Source organism: Streptomyces sp. NPDC029138, from assembly GCF_055564375.1.
On sequence record NZ_JBVHWM010000004.1, the window covers coordinates 243,542 to 258,823 of the forward strand.

Annotated in this window: 16 protein-coding genes and 1 riboswitch; of the genes, 9 read left to right on the forward strand and 7 right to left on the reverse strand. The window is 71.9% G+C overall.

Annotated elements, in window-relative coordinates:
* The first annotated feature begins 47 nt into the window (after nt 1-47).
* Nucleotides 48-159: riboswitch (TPP riboswitch) on the forward strand.
* From thiO to ACZ4WH_RS06825, 6 genes are all read left to right on the forward strand, one after another.
* The gene (gene thiO / locus ACZ4WH_RS06800) at nt 157-1,371 is read left to right on the forward strand and encodes a glycine oxidase ThiO (RefSeq protein WP_468177331.1); all 1,215 of its coding nucleotides are present in this window, start codon (nt 157-159) and stop codon (nt 1,369-1,371) included. It overlaps the preceding riboswitch by 3 nt.
* Entirely contained in the window at nt 1,368-1,580 is a 213-nt protein-coding gene (gene thiS / locus ACZ4WH_RS06805; protein WP_468177333.1) for a sulfur carrier protein ThiS, read from the forward strand. Before thiO ends, thiS begins: the two co-directional genes overlap by 4 nt.
* A gap of 3 nt (nt 1,581-1,583) precedes the next feature.
* Nucleotides 1,584-2,378, forward strand: coding sequence for a thiazole synthase (locus ACZ4WH_RS06810; RefSeq protein WP_468177335.1), 795 nt, complete (start codon nt 1,584-1,586; stop codon nt 2,376-2,378).
* A 190-nt stretch (nt 2,379-2,568) separates the two neighbouring features.
* A complete protein-coding gene (gene pknB, locus ACZ4WH_RS06815) occupies nt 2,569-4,548 on the forward strand; it encodes a Stk1 family PASTA domain-containing Ser/Thr kinase (RefSeq protein ID WP_468177337.1) in 1,980 nt (659 codons plus the stop codon).
* Nucleotides 4,549-4,631: 83 nt separating this feature from the next.
* Nucleotides 4,632-5,510 (forward strand): deoxyribonuclease IV, encoded by an 879-nt coding sequence (locus ACZ4WH_RS06820; protein WP_468177339.1) that lies wholly within the window; start codon nt 4,632-4,634, stop codon nt 5,508-5,510.
* Between the two features lie 73 nt (nt 5,511-5,583).
* Entirely contained in the window at nt 5,584-6,090 is a 507-nt protein-coding gene (locus tag ACZ4WH_RS06825) for a DUF4396 domain-containing protein (protein WP_468177424.1), read from the forward strand.
* 11 nt (nt 6,091-6,101) lie between these two features.
* On the opposite strand, the gene ACZ4WH_RS06830 is transcribed toward ACZ4WH_RS06825, so the two are convergent.
* Nucleotides 6,102-6,734 (reverse strand): sulfite oxidase-like oxidoreductase, encoded by a 633-nt coding sequence (locus ACZ4WH_RS06830; protein ID WP_468177341.1) that lies wholly within the window; start codon nt 6,732-6,734, stop codon nt 6,102-6,104.
* A gap of 171 nt (nt 6,735-6,905) precedes the next feature.
* On the opposite strand from ACZ4WH_RS06830, the gene bfr reads away from it, so the two are divergent.
* Nucleotides 6,906-7,424 (forward strand): bacterioferritin, encoded by a 519-nt coding sequence (gene bfr, locus ACZ4WH_RS06835; protein ID WP_468177343.1) that lies wholly within the window; start codon nt 6,906-6,908, stop codon nt 7,422-7,424.
* A gap of 18 nt (nt 7,425-7,442) precedes the next feature.
* Here bfr and ACZ4WH_RS06840 read toward each other — a convergent pair whose 3' ends face one another.
* Both ACZ4WH_RS06840 and ACZ4WH_RS06845 read right to left on the reverse strand, forming a co-directional pair.
* Nucleotides 7,443-7,667, reverse strand: coding sequence for a (2Fe-2S)-binding protein (locus ACZ4WH_RS06840; RefSeq protein WP_030641969.1), 225 nt, complete (start codon nt 7,665-7,667; stop codon nt 7,443-7,445).
* Between the two features lie 176 nt (nt 7,668-7,843).
* On the reverse strand, nt 7,844-9,196 hold the full coding sequence (locus ACZ4WH_RS06845; RefSeq protein WP_468177345.1) for a class II 3-deoxy-7-phosphoheptulonate synthase: 1,353 nt from the start codon (nt 9,194-9,196) through the stop codon (nt 7,844-7,846).
* Between the two features lie 96 nt (nt 9,197-9,292).
* On the opposite strand from ACZ4WH_RS06845, the gene ACZ4WH_RS06850 reads away from it, so the two are divergent.
* A complete protein-coding gene (locus ACZ4WH_RS06850) occupies nt 9,293-9,349 on the forward strand; it encodes a trp operon leader peptide (protein ID WP_078912442.1) in 57 nt (18 codons plus the stop codon).
* 117 nt (nt 9,350-9,466) lie between these two features.
* Entirely contained in the window at nt 9,467-11,338 is a 1,872-nt protein-coding gene (locus tag ACZ4WH_RS06855) for an anthranilate synthase family protein (protein WP_468177347.1), read from the forward strand.
* A 32-nt stretch (nt 11,339-11,370) separates the two neighbouring features.
* On the opposite strand, the gene ACZ4WH_RS06860 is transcribed toward ACZ4WH_RS06855, so the two are convergent.
* From ACZ4WH_RS06860 to ACZ4WH_RS06875, 4 genes are all read right to left on the reverse strand, one after another.
* Nucleotides 11,371-12,399 carry a 6-phosphofructokinase gene (locus ACZ4WH_RS06860; protein ID WP_468177349.1) on the reverse strand — a complete coding sequence of 343 codons (1,029 nt, stop codon included), beginning with the start codon at nt 12,397-12,399 and terminating at the stop codon, nt 11,371-11,373.
* Nucleotides 12,400-12,518: 119 nt separating this feature from the next.
* Nucleotides 12,519-13,193, reverse strand: coding sequence for a response regulator (locus tag ACZ4WH_RS06865; RefSeq protein WP_468177351.1), 675 nt, complete (start codon nt 13,191-13,193; stop codon nt 12,519-12,521).
* Nucleotides 13,190-14,425 (reverse strand): MacS family sensor histidine kinase, encoded by a 1,236-nt coding sequence (gene macS / locus ACZ4WH_RS06870; protein ID WP_468177353.1) that lies wholly within the window; start codon nt 14,423-14,425, stop codon nt 13,190-13,192. Before macS ends, ACZ4WH_RS06865 begins: the two co-directional genes overlap by 4 nt.
* A gap of 38 nt (nt 14,426-14,463) precedes the next feature.
* A complete protein-coding gene (locus ACZ4WH_RS06875; protein ID WP_468177426.1) occupies nt 14,464-15,207 on the reverse strand; it encodes a lysophospholipid acyltransferase family protein in 744 nt (247 codons plus the stop codon).
* Nucleotides 15,208-15,282 lie beyond the last annotated feature (75 nt).

A 15,282-nucleotide genomic window follows, 5' to 3' on the forward strand; every position in this document is an offset into this window, starting at 1 on the left:
GGGCTCCCTTACGGGTGAGGAGGACGGCGGGCTAGGGTGGCCACCGTACAAGCACTCGCGGGAGCCCGGACGCACCGGGCTGAGAGGGAGGCTGGCGGCCTCCGACCGTACGAACCTGATCCGGGTCATGCCGGCGAAGGGAGGGGCTGGACGCCCATGTCGTCACGTACGTCCGACGTCCTCGTCATCGGGGGCGGAATCATCGGCCTGGTCACGGCCTGGCGCGCGGCGCAGCGCGGGCTCGCCACGGCCGTCGTGGACCCCGAGCCCGGCGGCGGGGCCGCGCAGGTCGCGGCCGGGATGCTCGCCGCGGTCACCGAACTGCACTACGGCGAGGAGACCCTGCTCGCCCTGAACCTGGAGTCGGCCCGCCGCTACCCCGCCTTCGCGGCCGAGCTGACCGAAGTGACCGGCCACGACCTCGGCTACCGCCGCTGCGGCACCCTCGCCGTCGCGCTGGACGCCGACGACCGCGCCGACCTGCGCGACCTGCACGCGCTCCAGCAGCGCTCGGGCCTCGCCTCGGAATGGCTGTCGGGGCGGGAGTGCCGGCGCCTGGAGCCGATGCTCGCGCCCGGGGTGCGGGGCGGGCTGCGGGTCGACGGCGACCACCAGATCGACCCGCGCCGGCTGGCGGCGGCCCTGGTGGCCGCGTGCGAACGGGCCGGTGTGGTGTTCCACCGCGCGTGGGCGGAGCGGCTGGACGTGGTACGGGACCGGGCCACCGGGGTGACCACGGCGGACGGCACCGGGCTGCGCGCCGAGCAGGTGGTGCTGGCGGGCGGCAGCCTCAGCGGGCGTCTCGCGGGCGTCCCTGACGAGCTGCTCCCGCCGGTGCGGCCGGTGAAGGGGCAGGTGCTGCGGCTGACCGTGCCGCGCCGGTACGCGCCGTTCCTGAGCCGGACCGTGCGGGCCGTGGTGCGGGGCAGCCATGTCTATCTGGTGCCCCGGGAGAACGGCGAACTGGTCGTCGGCGCCACCAGCGAGGAGCTGGGCTGGGACACGACGGTCACCGCCGGGGGCGTGTACGAGCTGCTGCGCGACGCGCACGAGCTGGTGCCCGGCATCACGGAGCTGCCGCTCACCGAGACCCGGGCCGGGCTGCGCCCCGGCTCCCCCGACAACGCGCCGCTGCTCGGCCCGTCCGGCCTGGCCGGGCTGCTGCTGGCCACCGGGCACTACCGCAACGGCGTGCTGCTCACGCCGGTCACCGGGGACGTGCTGGCGCACGCCCTGGTCACCGGTGAGCTTCCCGAGGAGGCCCGTCCGTTCACGCCGCGGCGCTTCGGCGGCGCGCCCAGGGAAGACGCCGCGCCCAGGAAAAGCGCCGCGCTCAGGGAGACGATGGAAGAGCTGGAGCAGCCCGCATGAACAGCCCGGTCATGATTTCCGTCAACGGGGAGCGCCGGGAGATCGACCCGGGCACCCCCCTCGACACTCTCGTCCGGACCCTCACCGCCGCCCCGCGCGGGGTGGCCGCCGCCGTCAACGAGACCGTCGTCCCGCGCGCGCAGTGGGCGACGACCGCTCTCGCCGACGGCGATCGGGTCGAAGTCCTCACCGCCGTACAGGGAGGCTGAGCCATGGCCGACGATCCCCTGGTCCTCGGTGACCTGGCCTTCTCCTCGCGGCTGATCATGGGCACGGGCGGGGCGCCCAGCCTGGACGTGCTGGAGCGGGCGCTGGTCGCCTCCGGTACGGAACTCACCACGGTCGCGATGCGCCGGGTGGACCCCTCCGTGCACGGCTCGGTGCTGTCGGTGCTGGAGAAGCTCGGCATCCGGGTGCTGCCGAACACGGCCGGCTGTTTCACCGCCGGCGAGGCCGTGCTGACCGCCCGGCTGGCCCGGGAGGCGTTGGGCACGGACCTGGTCAAGCTGGAGGTCATCGCCGACGAGCGGACGCTGCTGCCGGATCCGGTGGAGCTGCTGGAGGCGGCGGAGACGCTGGTCGACGACGGGTTCACGGTGCTGCCGTACACGAACGACGATCCGGTGCTGGCGCGGAAGCTGGAGGACGTGGGGTGCGCCGCGGTGATGCCGCTGGGGTCGCCGATCGGGTCCGGGCTGGGGATTCGCAACCCCCACAACTTCCAGCTGATCGTGGAGCACGCGCGTGTGCCGGTGATTCTGGACGCGGGGGCCGGTACGGCGTCGGATGTGGCGCTGGCGATGGAGCTGGGGTGTGCGGGGGTGATGCTCGCCTCGGCGGTGACGCGGGCGCAGGAGCCGGAACTGATGGCTTCCGCCATGAAGCTCGCGGTGGAGGGGGGTCGGCTCGCTCGGTTGGCCGGGCGGATTCCGCGGCGGTATCTCGCTGAGGCGTCGTCTCCTGCGGAGGGGCTGGCTCGGTTGGATCCCGAGCGACCGGCGTTCTAGTCCCGTTCGGTCTCCCACCCGCGCACCCGCCCGTTACTGCCTACCGGAAGGCCGGACATTCCCGTGGGGCGTTCTCGCCATCGGCGGCTGCGGGGCGGTGCGTGCATCGCGTCACAGGTCGGCTTCAGTCCCGCCGCGACGCCGGTGGGCGGGGCGGTCGTGTCGGTGCTCCCTCGTAGACTCCCCTCTCGTGGATACGACCCTTCAGGACCCCCTCGTCGGGCAGGTGCTCGACGGCCGGTACCGCGTCGACGCGCGGATCGCGGCCGGTGGGATGGCCACGGTCTACCGGGCCCTGGACACCCGCCTGGACCGCGTTCTCGCGCTGAAGGTGATGCACCCGACGCTCGCGGTCGACGGGACGTTCGTCGAGCGGTTCATCCGGGAGGCGAAGTCCGTCGCCCGGCTCGACCACCCCAACGTGGTGCAGGTCTTCGACCAGGGGACCGACGGGTCGTACGTCTACCTGGCGATGGAGTACATCGCCGGCTGCACCCTGCGGGACGTGCTGCGGGAGCGGGGCGCGGTGCAGCCACGGGCCGCGCTCGACATCCTGGAGCCGGTGCTCGCCGCGCTCGGTGCCGCGCACCGGGCCGGGTTCGTGCACCGCGACATGAAGCCCGAGAACGTGCTGATAGGCGACGACGGCCGGGTCAAGGTCGCCGACTTCGGGCTGGTGCGCTCCGTGGACACGGTGACCAGCACGACGGGTGCCGTGCTCGGGACCGTCTCCTATCTCGCGCCGGAGCAGATCGAGCAGGGCACCACCGACCCGCGCGTCGACGTGTACGCGTGCGGTGTGGTGCTGTACGAGATGCTGACGGGTGCCAAGCCGCACTCCGGGGACTCCCCGGCCCAGGTGCTCTACAAGCACCTCCACGAGGACGTGCCGCCACCCTCCGCGCTCGTGCCCGGGCTGCCGTACGAGCTGGACGAGCTGGTCGCGTCGGCCACCGCGCGCACCCCGGACATCCGGCCGCAGGACGCCGTGGCCCTGCTCGCCCAGGTGCGTGAGGCCCGCCGCGCGCTGACCGACGAGCAGCTGGACGCGCTGCCGCCGCAGGCGCTGACCGCGGAGCACGACAACGCCGACGACCGCACGAGCGTGATCCCGCGCGCGCTCACCTCCCCCACGCTCGGCTTCGCTCGCGCGGAGGGGCGCGCGGGGGGACCCCCATCCCGCCCCCTGCCCGTCCACGAGGACGCGGACGCCCCCGTGGACGGCATCGACCGCACCGCCCGCTTCCAGAGCCCGCCCGTGCCGCCCCGTCGGCGCCCGGCGCGGCCCCCGCGCGCGGTGCTGGCGGTCATCGCGGCCGTGCTGGTGGTGCTCGGCGTGGGCGCCGGTGTCTGGTACATCAACTCCGGCCAGTTCACCAAGGTGCCGCCGCTGCTGGCGAAGACGGAGGCCCAGGCGAAGGAGCGGCTGAAGGCGGCCGGGCTGGACGTCGGGCAGGTCAAGCGCGCGTACAGCGACACGGTCGAGCGCGGCACGGTGATCGGCAGCGACCCGGCGCCCGGCGCGCGCATCCGGGACCACGACTCGGTGACGCTGACCGTGTCGCTGGGACCGGAGACGGTGAACGTGCCGAACGTGGCCGGGCAGTCGCTCGCGAAGGCGCGGGCGCGGCTGAAGGCGGACGGCCTGGAGCCGGGCATGGTCACCCGCGCGTTCAGCGACGACGTCCCCCGGGGCTCGGTGATCGGTACGACACCCGAGGCGGGCACCGAGCGGCACGCGGGCTCGGCGATCGCGCTGATCGTCAGCAAGGGCAGCCCGGTCGACGTGCCGGACGTCACCGGCTACGACCTGGACAGTGCCAGGCAGGAGCTGACGGACGCCGGGCTGAAGGTGAAGGTGGCCGAGGAGCGGATCAACTCCGAGTACGACAAGGGCGAGGTCGCCGCGCAGAGCCCCGGTGAGGGACGCCAGGCCGCCGAGGGCGACACGGTGACGCTGACGCTGTCCAAGGGCCCGGAGATGGTCGAGGTCCCGGACGTGGTCGGCGACAGTGTGGACGACGCCCACCAGGCCCTGGAGGGCGCCGGCTTCGAGGTCGAGGAGGACCGCGGGCTGCTCGGGCTGTTCGGCGACAACGTGAAGAAGCAGTCGGTGGAGGGCGGCGACGAGGCGCCCAAGGGGTCGACGATCACGATCACCATCCGGTGACCGACGATCACGATCACCACCGGTGACCGGTCTCACCGGGGAGCGCGGTCCGGGCGTGGGGGCGGACATGACACCCTGAACGGGTGAGTCCCGTTCAGTCCCCCCTCCCCCGCAACCCCGTCGGCGGCCATGTGCCCGTGGCCGGTGGCCTGCACTCCGTCGGGCTGTCGTACGCCCGCGACCTTAAGGCGGAGACCGTGCAGGTGTTCGTCGCCAACCCGCGCGGCTGGGCCACCCCCGCCGGGAACCCGCGGCAGGACGAGGCCTTCCGCGCGGCCTGCGCCGAGGAGTCGATCCCGGCCTACGTGCACGCGCCGTACCTGATCAACTTCGGCTCGCACACCGAGGCGACCGTGGAGCGGTCGGTGGAGTCGCTGCGGCACTCGCTGCGGCGCGGGCGGGAGATCGGCGCGCTGGGTGTGGTGGTGCACACCGGCAGCGCCACCGGCGGGCGGGCGCGGGAGGTCGCGCTGAAGCAGGTGCGCGCGCACCTGCTGCCGCTGCTGGACGAGCTGACCCACGACGACGACCCGTTCCTGCTGCTGGAGTCGACCGCCGGGCAGGGCGCCTCGCTGTGCTCGCGGACCTGGGACTTCGGGCCGTACTTCGAGGCGCTCGACGCCCATCCCAAGCTGGGCGTGTGCCTGGACACGTGCCACATCTTCGCCGCCGGGCACGATCTGACCGGGCCGAGCGGCATGCACCAGACCGTGGACCTGCTGGTGGAGACCGTCGGCGAGGGCCGGCTGAAGCTGATCCACGCCAACGACTCCAAGGATGTGGTGGGCGCCCACAAGGACCGGCACGAGAACATCGGCGCCGGCCACATCGGGGAGGACCCGTTCCGGGCACTCATGACCCACCCCGCGACCGAGGGCGTACCGCTGATCATCGAGACGCCCGGTGGCAGGGAGGGGCACGCGGCGGACGTGGAGCGGCTGAAGAAACTGCGCGAGAACTGACCGTTGGGGAATACCCCTAGGGGGTATATGGTTCCTGTCGTCGCAGGAGCCATCACCTGACATGGGGGCAGTCATGCAGAACGAGGCGCACGCAGCACGGGAACACCACCACACGCACGACCACGCGCACCACCACGCACCCACCGCCACCTGGGCCATGGCCGCCCAGGCCACCCTGCACTGCCTCACCGGCTGCGCCATCGGCGAGGTGCTCGGCATGGTCGTCGGTACGGCCTTCGGCTGGGGCAACCTGCCGACCATGGTGCTGGCGATCGTCCTGGCCTTCGTCTTCGGCTACTCGCTCACCCTGCGCGGAGTCCTGCGGGCCGGCGTCGACTTCCGTACGGCCTTCCGGGTGGCGCTGGCCGCGGACACCCTGTCCATCGCCGTGATGGAACTGATGGACAACGGGGTCATCCTGGTCTGGCCGTCCGCGATGGACGCCACGCTGGGCGACGCGCTGTTCTGGATCTCGCTCGCGGTCTCGTTCGCGATCGCCTTCGCGGTGACCACCCCGGTCAACAAGTGGATGATCGGCCGGGGCAAGGGGCACGCGGTGGTGCACCAGTACCACCACTGAGCGGGCCGGGATCAGAGCTCGGGGCCGTCCCCGGGCTCTTCCTGGTAGGAGTAGCGCTGTTCCTTCCAGGGGTCGCCGACGTTGTGATAGCCGCGCTCCTCCCAGAAACCGCGGCGGTCGGCGGTCATGTACTCCACGCCCCGGACCCATTTGGGCCCCTTCCAGGCGTACAGGTGGGGCACGATCAGCCGGACCGGGAAGCCGTGCTCGGCGGTGAGCAGCTCGCCGTCCTTGTGGGTGGCGAAGATCGTGCGGTCGGAGACGAAGTCCGTGAGGCGCAGGTTCGAGCTGAAGCCGTACTCCGCCCAGACCATCACATGGGTGACGTCCGGCGCCGGCGGGGCCAGGTCCACGATCGCACGGGCCGGAATGCCGCCCCACTCCGCGCCGACCATGCTGAACTTCGTCACGCAGTGGAGATCGGCCACCACCGTGGTGTACGGAAGCGCCGTGAACTCCTCGTGGGTCCAGGTGCGCTTGTCGCCGTCGGCGGTGGCGCCGAAGACCCGGAACTCCCAGCGCTCGGGCCGGAACTTCGGGACCGGCCCGTAGTGCGTGACCGGCCACCCGCGCTGGAGCCGCTGACCCGGCGGAAGCTCGGACCCTGCCGCTGCCCCAGACTCTCGCTCCACCGGATGACCCATGTATCCATCCTGACAGACCTGGGGCAGTGCCCTTGACCACCCGCTCCCAAACCGGGCAATTACTATCAACTCAGGACGTACTTACTAAGTGCGTACTTACTGGACGATCTTCCTCGCCGGTGCAATCATGCGGCGCTATCGGCCGGGTCCACCTGGAAGGAGTCCACAGCAATGCAAGGCGACCCCGAGGTCATCGAACTGCTCAACGAACAGCTGACCGCCGAGCTGACCGCGATCAACCAGTACTTCCTGCACGCCAAGCTCCAGGACCACAAGGGGTGGACGAAGCTCGCCCGGTACACGCGGGCGGAGTCGTTCGACGAGATGCGGCACGCCGAGGTCCTCACCGACCGCATCCTGCTCCTCGACGGCCTGCCCAACTACCAGCGGCTCTTCCATGTGCGGGTCGGGCAGACGGTGACCGAGATGTTCCAGGCCGACCGGCAGATCGAGGTCGAGGCCATCGACCGGCTGCGCCGGGGCATCCAGGTGATGCGCGAGAAGGACGACATCACGTCGGCGAACGTCTTCGAGGCGATCCTGGCCGACGAGGAGCACCACATCGACTACCTGGACACCCAGCTGGAGCTGGTGGACAAGCTGGGCGAGGCGCTCTATCTGTCGACCGTCGTCGAGCAGAGCCAGCCCGACTCCTCGGGCCCGGGCACGGGCGGCTTCTCCACCCACTGAGCCGGCGAGACACGAACGCTACGCGGCGTCGTCCAGCGGTACGAGGGCCGGGGCGCGCTGGTCGATCAGTTCCCGGCGGGGGCAGGCGCCACGGCCGAGCAGCGCCTGGATGCGCCGGACACAGCCGCCGCAGTCGGTGCCCGCCTTGCAGGCAGAGGCTATCTGGCGCGGGGTGCAGGCGCCGTTCTCCGCGTGCTGCTTGACCTGGTCCTCGGTGACACCGAAGCAGCTGCACACGTACACGCGGATTCACCTCCCGACGGGGTCGCTGTTTCTGCCATCCCCATTTCCGGTGAGGCAAACCTAACCTAACCCATCCCCCAGCGCCCGCAAAAGTGGCAGGGGCGCGGATCGGATGTGATCCGCGCCCCAGGACGCCGCCGACTCCGCGCCACGACGCGGTGGCTACCGGTCCCCGGTCACTGGTCCCGGTACATCTCGGCCACCAGGAACGCCAGGTCCAGCGACTGGCTGCGGTTCAGCCGCGGGTCGCAGGCCGTCTCGTAGCGCTGGTGCAGGTCGTCAACGAAGATCTCGTCGCCGCCGCCCACGCACTCGGTGACGTCGTCGCCGGTCAGTTCCACGTGGATGCCGCCCGGGTGGGTGCCGAGCGCCTTGTGGACCTCGAAGAAGCCCTTGACCTCGTCGAGCACGTCGTCGAAGCGGCGGGTCTTGTGCCCGGAAGCCGCCTCGAAGGTGTTGCCGTGCATCGGGTCGGTCACCCAGGCCACCGTCGCGCCGGACGCCGTGACCTTCTCGACCAGCTCGGGGAGCTTGTCGCGGATCTTGCCGGCGCCCATGCGGACGATGAAGGTCAGCCGGCCCGGCTCCCGCTCGGGGTCGAGGCGGTCGATGTACCGCAGCGCCTCCTCGGCCGTGGTGGTCGGGCCGAGCTTGATGCCGATCGGGTTGCGGATCCGCGAGGCGAACTCGATGTGCGCGTGGTCCAGCTGCCGGGTGCGCTCACCGATCCACACCATGTGCGCCGAGACGTCGTACAGCTTGCCGGTGCGGGAGTCGACCCGGGTCAGGGCGGACTCGTAGTCCAGCAGCAGCGCCTCGTGCGAGGAGTAGAACTCGACGGTCTTGAACTCCTCCGGGTCGGTGCCGCAGGCCCGCATGAAGTTCAGCGCGCTGTCGATCTCCCGCGCGAGCTGCTCGTAGCGCTGGCCCGACGGCGAGGTCCGCACGAAGTCCTGGTTCCAGGCGTGCACCTGGCGCAGGTCGGCGTAGCCGCCGGTGGTGAAGGCGCGCACCAGGTTCAGCGTGGAGGCCGACGCGTGGTACATGCGCTTCAGCCGCTCGGGGTCCGGGATGCGGCTGGCCTCGGTGAAGTCGAAGCCGTTGACGGAGTCGCCCCGGTACACCGGGAGCGTCACGCCGTCGCGGGTCTCGGTCGGCTTGGAGCGGGGCTTGGAGTACTGGCCCGCGATCCGGCCGACCTTCACCACGGGCACGGAGGCCGCGTAGGTGAGGACGGCGCCCATCTGGAGCAGCGTCTTGAGCTTGTTGCGGATGTGATCGGCGGACACCGCGTCGAAGGCCTCGGCGCAGTCGCCACCCTGGAGGAGGAACGCCTCTCCCTTGGCGACGGCCGCCATCCGGGCGCGCAGCTGGTCGCACTCGCCCGCGAAGACGAGCGGCGGATACGCCTCGAGGTCCGCGATCACTGCGCGCAGAGCCTCGGGGTCGGGGTACTCGGGCTGCTGCGCCGCGGGCAGGTGTCGCCAGGTGTTGCCAGCGCTCGGGCTGGTCTTAGCGTTCACGGTCACGACCCCAACATTACGGGGTGATGTCGTGGGGTCCTGCCGGTGCTCAGCTGATGAGACACCGCTTGCACCATGCGGACATGCGATAAGGTGCATCGCATGTTCGCGCTTTCGACCCAGAACTGGTGGTGGACCGCTCATCCGGCGGCCCACTGACTGCGCGTACGCAAGACTTCGCGAAGGCCGCCCGAGGGGCGGCCTTCGGTGTGTCCGGGGTCGTTCCTCACCGATATCGATCGCATCGAGACCGATCACATCGACGGAAGAGGACCCATGGACCTGGCACAGCTCCTGCACGACCCCCGCCCCTTCGCCCTGCTCCGCCGTCGCACCCCGGGCCACGACGAGCAGCTGGTGGAGGTGCTGCTCGGCCCGGTGACCAGCCGGGACCGGCTCGCCGACCTGCCCGACGAAGGCCTCGCCCTGGTCCCGTTCCGGCAGATCCGCGAACGCGGCTTCGACGTCCGCGACGACGGCACCCCGCTGCTGGTGCTGACCCCCGAGGAGACCCACACGCTGGCCCTGGACGAGGCCCTCGCCCAGCTCCCCGCGCACGACGTGCGGGTCGAGGGCGGCGGTTTCGACGTGGGCGACGCGGAGTACGCGGAGATCGTCGGGCGGGTGCTGCGCGAGGAGATCGGCCGGGGCGAGGGCGCGAACTTCGTGATCCGGCGCACCTACGAGGGCGAGATCCCCGGCTTCGGACGCGCGGACGCGCTCGCGCTGTTCCGGCGGCTGCTGGAGGGCGAGCGCGGCGCGTACTGGACGTTCGTGGTGCACACCGGGGACCGGACGCTGGTGGGGGCGAGTCCGGAGGTGCACATCCGGATGAGCGGCGGGACCGTCGTGATGAACCCGATCAGCGGGACGTACCGCTATCCCGCCGACGGGCCGACCCCCGAGCACCTGCTCGGCTTCCTCGCCGACGGCAAGGAGATCGAGGAGCTGTCGATGGTCGTCGACGAGGAGCTGAAGATGATGTGCACCGTCGGCGACATGGGCGGGGTCGTCGTCGGCCCGCGGCTGAAGGAGATGGCGCACCTCGCGCACACCGAGTACGAGCTGCGCGGGAAGTCCTCCCTGGACGTGCGGGAGGTGCTGAAGGAGACCATGTTCGCGGCGACGGTGACCGGGTCGCCGGTGCAGAACGCGTGCCGGGTGATCGAGCGGTACGAGCCCCTCGGGCGGGACGGTGCGGGGCGCGGATACTACGCCGGGGCGCTCGCCCTGCTCGGGCGGGACTCCGGGGGCGCGCAGACCCTCGACTCCCCCATCCTGATCCGCACCGCCGACATCTCCGCCGACGGCCGGCTGCGCGTCCCGGTGGGGGCGACGCTGGTGCGCGGTTCCGACCCGGCCGGCGAGGTCGCGGAGACCCACGCGAAGGCGGCGGGCGTGCTGGCCGCCCTCGGGGTACGGCCGTCCCGTCCGCGCGCGGAGCGGGAGCGGCCCCGGCTGGCCGAGGACCCGCGGGTGCGGGCCGCGCTGGACGGGCGCCGGGCCGGCCTCGCGCCGTTCTGGCTGCGGATGCAGGAACGCGCGCCGAAGCCGGCCGGCCACGCCCTCGTGGTCGACGGCGAGGACACCTTCACGGCGATGCTGGCGCACGTGCTGCGCTCGGGCGGCCTGGAGGTGACGGTACGGCGGTACGACGAGCCGGGGCTGCGGGCGGCCGTGCTCGCGCACGAGGGGCCGGTGGTGCTGGGCCCCGGTCCGGGTGACCCGCGCGACGGGGCCGACCCGAAGATGCGGTTCCTGCGGCGGCTCGCGGCCACCGTGGTCCGGGAGCACCGGCACGGGGTGCTGGGCGTCTGCCTGGGGCATGAGCTGATCGCGGCCGAGCTGGGTCTGGACCTCGTCCGCAAGGAGGTGCCGTACCAGGGGGCGCAGACGGAGATCGACCTGTTCGGGCGGCCGGAGACGGTCGGCTTCTACAACAGCTTCGTCGCGCGCTGCGACGAGGAGGCGGCCCGCGAGCTGGCGGCGCACGGCGTCGAGGTGAGCCGTGCGGCGAACGGAGAGGTGCACGCCCTGCGGGGTCCCGGCTTCGCGGGCGTGCAGTTCCACCCGGAGTCGGTGCTGACCCTGAACGGCGCGACGGTCGTACGGGAGCTGATCGGTCAGCTGCGCCGCACGACCGTGTAGCCGCCGGGGGCCGTGGCCGGCCGGAGCCGTGGTCAGCCGAAGAACACCCCGATCTCCTGGTACAGCTTCGGGTCCACCGTCTTCAGCCTGGCCGTCGCCTCGGCGAGGGGGACGCGGACGATGTCGGTGGCGCGCAGGGCGACCATCGTGCCGAAGTCGCCGTCGTGGACGCAGTCGATGGCGTGCAGGCCGAAGCGGGTGGCGAGCCAGCGGTCGAAGGCGCTCGGGGTGCCGCCGCGCTGGACGTGCCCGAGGACCGTCGTACGCGCCTCCTTCCCGGTGCGCTTCTCGATCTCCTTGGCCAGCCACTCGCCCACCCCGGACAGCCGGACGTGCCCGAAGGAGTCCAGCGACCGGTCCTTGAGCACCATGTCGCCGTCCTTCGGCACGGCGCCCTCGGCGACGACCACGATCGGCGCGTACGACGCCCGGAACCGGGAGGTCACCCAGTCGCAGACCTGCTCGATGTCGAAGCGCTGCTCCGGGACGAGGATGACGTTGGCACCGCCGGCCAGGCCCGAGTGGAGGGCGATCCAGCCGGCGTGCCGGCCCATCACCTCCACCACCAGGACCCGCATATGGGACTCGGCGGTGGTGTGCAGCCGGTCGATGGCCTCGGTGGCGATGTTGACGGCGGTGTCGAAGCCGAAGGTGTAGTCGGTGGCCGCCAGGTCGTTGTCTATCGTCTTCGGCACCCCGACGCAGGGCACCCCGTACTCGCCGGACAGCCGCGCGGCGACGCCCAGGGTGTCCTCGCCGCCGATCACGATGAGGGCCTGGACGTCCAGCTTGGCCAGGTTGTCCTTGATCCGGCGGATGCCGTCGTCGACCTTGAGGGGGTTGGTCCGCGAGGAGCCGAGGATGGTGCCGCCGCGGGGCAGGATGCCGCGCACCGCGGGGATGTCGAGGCGGACGGTGTCGCCTTCGAGAGGACCCCGCCAGCCGTCCCGGAAGCCGACGAAGTCATAGCCGTACTCCTGCACGCCCTTGCGGACGATGCCCCGGATGACGGCGTTGAGCCCGGGGCAGTCGCCGCCTCCGGTCAGTACTCCGACCCGCATGGAAATGTCCCTTCGCAGCGGTTCCCTGACACCCGGTCACGCTAATGGTGATTCAGGTCACATCGGGAGAGGCGGGAAGGGTGATTCCGGTGCATGGCCGGAAGCGGGCGGCGCCGGTCCTACTCCTCGTCGAGGCCGCGCTCTATCGCGTACCGCACCAGCTCCACCCTGTTGTGCAGCTGGAGCTTGCCGAGGGTGTTCTGCACGTGGTTCTGCACCGTGCGGTGGGAGATGACGAGGCGTTCGGCGATCTGCTTGTAGCTCAGGCCCTTCGCCACCAGCCGCAGCACCTCCGTCTCCCGGTCCGTCAGCCGGGGCGCGCCCGGCTCGTCGGCGTCCGGCGCGGGCGCGGGCTCGGCGGCCAGCCGCCGGTACTCGCCGAGGACCAGCCCGGCGAGGCCCGGCGTGAACACCGGGTCGCCGACGGCGGTACGGCGCACCGCGTCCAGCAGTTCCTCGGTGGACGCCGACTTCAGCAGATAGCCGGTCGCGCCGGACTTCACGGCCTCCAGCACGTCCGCGTGCTCACCGCTCGCCGAGAGGACGAGGACGCGCAACGCCGGGTTGTGGCCGACGAGTTCCTTGCACACCTGGACGCCGGGCTTGGCGGGCAGGTTGAGGTCCAGCACGAGGACGTCGGGGGCGGCGGCCTTGGCGCGGCGGACCGCCTGCTCGCCGTCGCCGGCGGTGGCGACCACCTCGAAGCCGGACTCGGCCAGGTCACGGGCGACCGCGTCACGCCACATCGGGTGGTCGTCCACCACCATGACCTTGATCGGGACCTGCTGTGTCATCGCCGCTCCGCCTTCTTCCCCCGCGCCCCCACGGCGCCCTTCGGTACCTTCAGTTCCACTTCCGTGCCCTGTCCGGGCACGGAGACGATCTCGGCGCTGCCGCCGAGGTCGCGCAGCCGGCCCCGGATCGACAGGGCCACCCCGAGCCGGCCCTCGCCCTCGGCCTGCGCCAGCCGGCCCTCGGGGATGCCGGGGCCGTCGTCCCGGACGGTGACGACGATCTCGTCCGGCTCGTCCTCCACCAGAATCCAGGCCCGCGCCTCGGCCCCCGCGTGCAGGCGCACGTTGTCCAGCGCGGCCCCGACCGCGGCGGCCACCTCGCGGGCCGCGGCCGACGGCAGCAGCACCGGGGCGCCGGGCTCGGCGAGGCTGACCCGGGCGCACGCGTACCGCGCGAGCAGGGCGCGCAGGTCGACCGGGCCGGCCGTGTCGTCCTCGTCGGGCTCCTCCACCGCGCGGACGACGGCGCCGGCCGCCAGGTCCTCCGAGACCCGGGACACCGGGACCAGACCGCCCGACACCAGCGTGCGCAGGGCCACCTCCTGCTCCCCGGCCAGCCGACCCAGCTCGGCCGCCTCGCCGCCGAGGGCCGCGCCCCGGCGCTTCACCATCGCCAGCACCTGGAGCACGCTGTCGTGGATGTCCCGGGCCAGCCGCTCCCGCTCCCGGGTGGCGGCCTCGATCTCCAGCGCGCGGGCGAGGGTGCGCTCGGAGGCGCGGGCCACCTCCACGACGTAGCCGATGGCGATGGAGGCGACCCAGACGAGGATCACGTTGTGCACGGTGTCCCGGGCGGGGTGGCCGCGCTCGACCAGGTTGACGGCGGCGACGGCCGTGGAGGCGACGGCCGCCCAGCGCCAGCCGCCCTTGACGGCGAAGGCCAGCACCGCGCCTGCCGTCCATATCGACGGCAGGGTGGGGCCGCCGCCCGCGATCCGCTCATGGCTGTCGGCGACCGGGGTGAGCAGGATGCCGACGAGGGCGACGGTCAGGTCGGCGGCCAGGAAGCGCCGGGTGCAGCTCGCCGCGTTGGCCACCTTGGGCAGGGTCGCGAGGGTCCACACGGCCAGGACGGCGTAGTAGGCGACGGCGACCCAGGGCCGCACGAAGTGGTCGTACGCGGTGGCGCACAGACCGATGGCGTACAGCATGGTCAGGACGCGGTAGCCGGCGAGCGCGCGCCACAGCGGCAGCTCGACCGACATCCGCATGACGCGCTCACGCTTGGGCATCTCCCCCGGTCCCCCCCGGCTCCCCCTTGTGCCCCTGTCTAGGACTGGTCCTGCTTCTTCCCGGCCCTCTCCGCCTTCTCGGCTTCCTTGGCCGCCTTCGCCGCCTCCGCGATCTGCCGCTTGGCGGCCGTGGCGTAGATGTCGACGTACTCCTGGCCGGAGAGCTTCATGATCTCGTACATGACCTCGTCGGTCAGGGCGCGCAGCACGAACCGGTCGTGCTCCATGCCCTGGTACCGGCTGAAGTCCATGGGCTTGCCGATGCGGATACCTGGCCGCATCAGCTTCGGCACGACCTTGCCCGGCGGCTGGATCTTCTCCGTGTCGATCATGGCCACGGGGATGACCGGCGCGCCGGTGGCGAGTGCCACGCGCGCGAGGCCGCCGGGCTTGCCCCGGTACAGCCGCCCGTCGGGCGAACGGGTGCCCTCCGGGTAGATACCGAACAGCTCGCCGCGCTCCAGCACTTCGATGCCGCTCTTGATCGCCGCCTCGCCGGCGCCGCGCGCCCCCGAGCGGTCCACCGGGAGCTGGCCGACGCCCTTGAAGAAGGCCGCGGTGAGCCGGCCCTTCACGCCCGGGGTGGTGAAGTACTCGGCCTTGGCGATGAAGGTGACCTTGCGGTCCAGCACCACCGGCAGGAAGAACGAGTCCGAGAAGGACAGGTGATTGCTGGCCAGGATGGCCGGGCCGGTGGCCGGAACGTTCTCCAGGCCCTCCACCCAAGGCCTGAAGGCGACCTTCAGCGGCCCCCCGATGGCGACCTTCATCGTGCCGTACAACACCCGTGTGCCTCCTGTTTCCGTCGGAAAGACCTTAACCCGGCGCACGGACAATGGACCCGACGACCCTGGTCG

What these genes read in the sequence shown, in the direction of transcription:
- thiO (WP_468177331.1), top strand. Translation starts at nt 157, where the DNA reads ATGTCGTCACGTACGTCCGACGTCCTCGTCATCGGGGGCGGAATCATC.
- ACZ4WH_RS06825 (WP_468177424.1), top strand. Translation starts at nt 5,584, where the DNA reads ATGCAGAACGAGGCGCACGCAGCACGGGAACACCACCACACGCACGAC.
- ACZ4WH_RS06865 (WP_468177351.1), bottom strand. Translation starts at nt 13,193, where the DNA reads ATGACACAGCAGGTCCCGATCAAGGTCATGGTGGTGGACGACCACCCG.
- ACZ4WH_RS06810 (WP_468177335.1), top strand. Translation starts at nt 1,584, where the DNA reads ATGGCCGACGATCCCCTGGTCCTCGGTGACCTGGCCTTCTCCTCGCGG.
- ACZ4WH_RS06855 (WP_468177347.1), top strand. Translation starts at nt 9,467, where the DNA reads ATGGACCTGGCACAGCTCCTGCACGACCCCCGCCCCTTCGCCCTGCTC.
- thiS (WP_468177333.1), top strand. Translation starts at nt 1,368, where the DNA reads ATGAACAGCCCGGTCATGATTTCCGTCAACGGGGAGCGCCGGGAGATC.
- macS (WP_468177353.1), bottom strand. Translation starts at nt 14,425, where the DNA reads ATGCCCAAGCGTGAGCGCGTCATGCGGATGTCGGTCGAGCTGCCGCTG.
- ACZ4WH_RS06860 (WP_468177349.1), bottom strand. Translation starts at nt 12,399, where the DNA reads ATGCGGGTCGGAGTACTGACCGGAGGCGGCGACTGCCCCGGGCTCAAC.
- bfr (WP_468177343.1), top strand. Translation starts at nt 6,906, where the DNA reads ATGCAAGGCGACCCCGAGGTCATCGAACTGCTCAACGAACAGCTGACC.
- ACZ4WH_RS06830 (WP_468177341.1), bottom strand. Translation starts at nt 6,734, where the DNA reads ATGGGTCATCCGGTGGAGCGAGAGTCTGGGGCAGCGGCAGGGTCCGAG.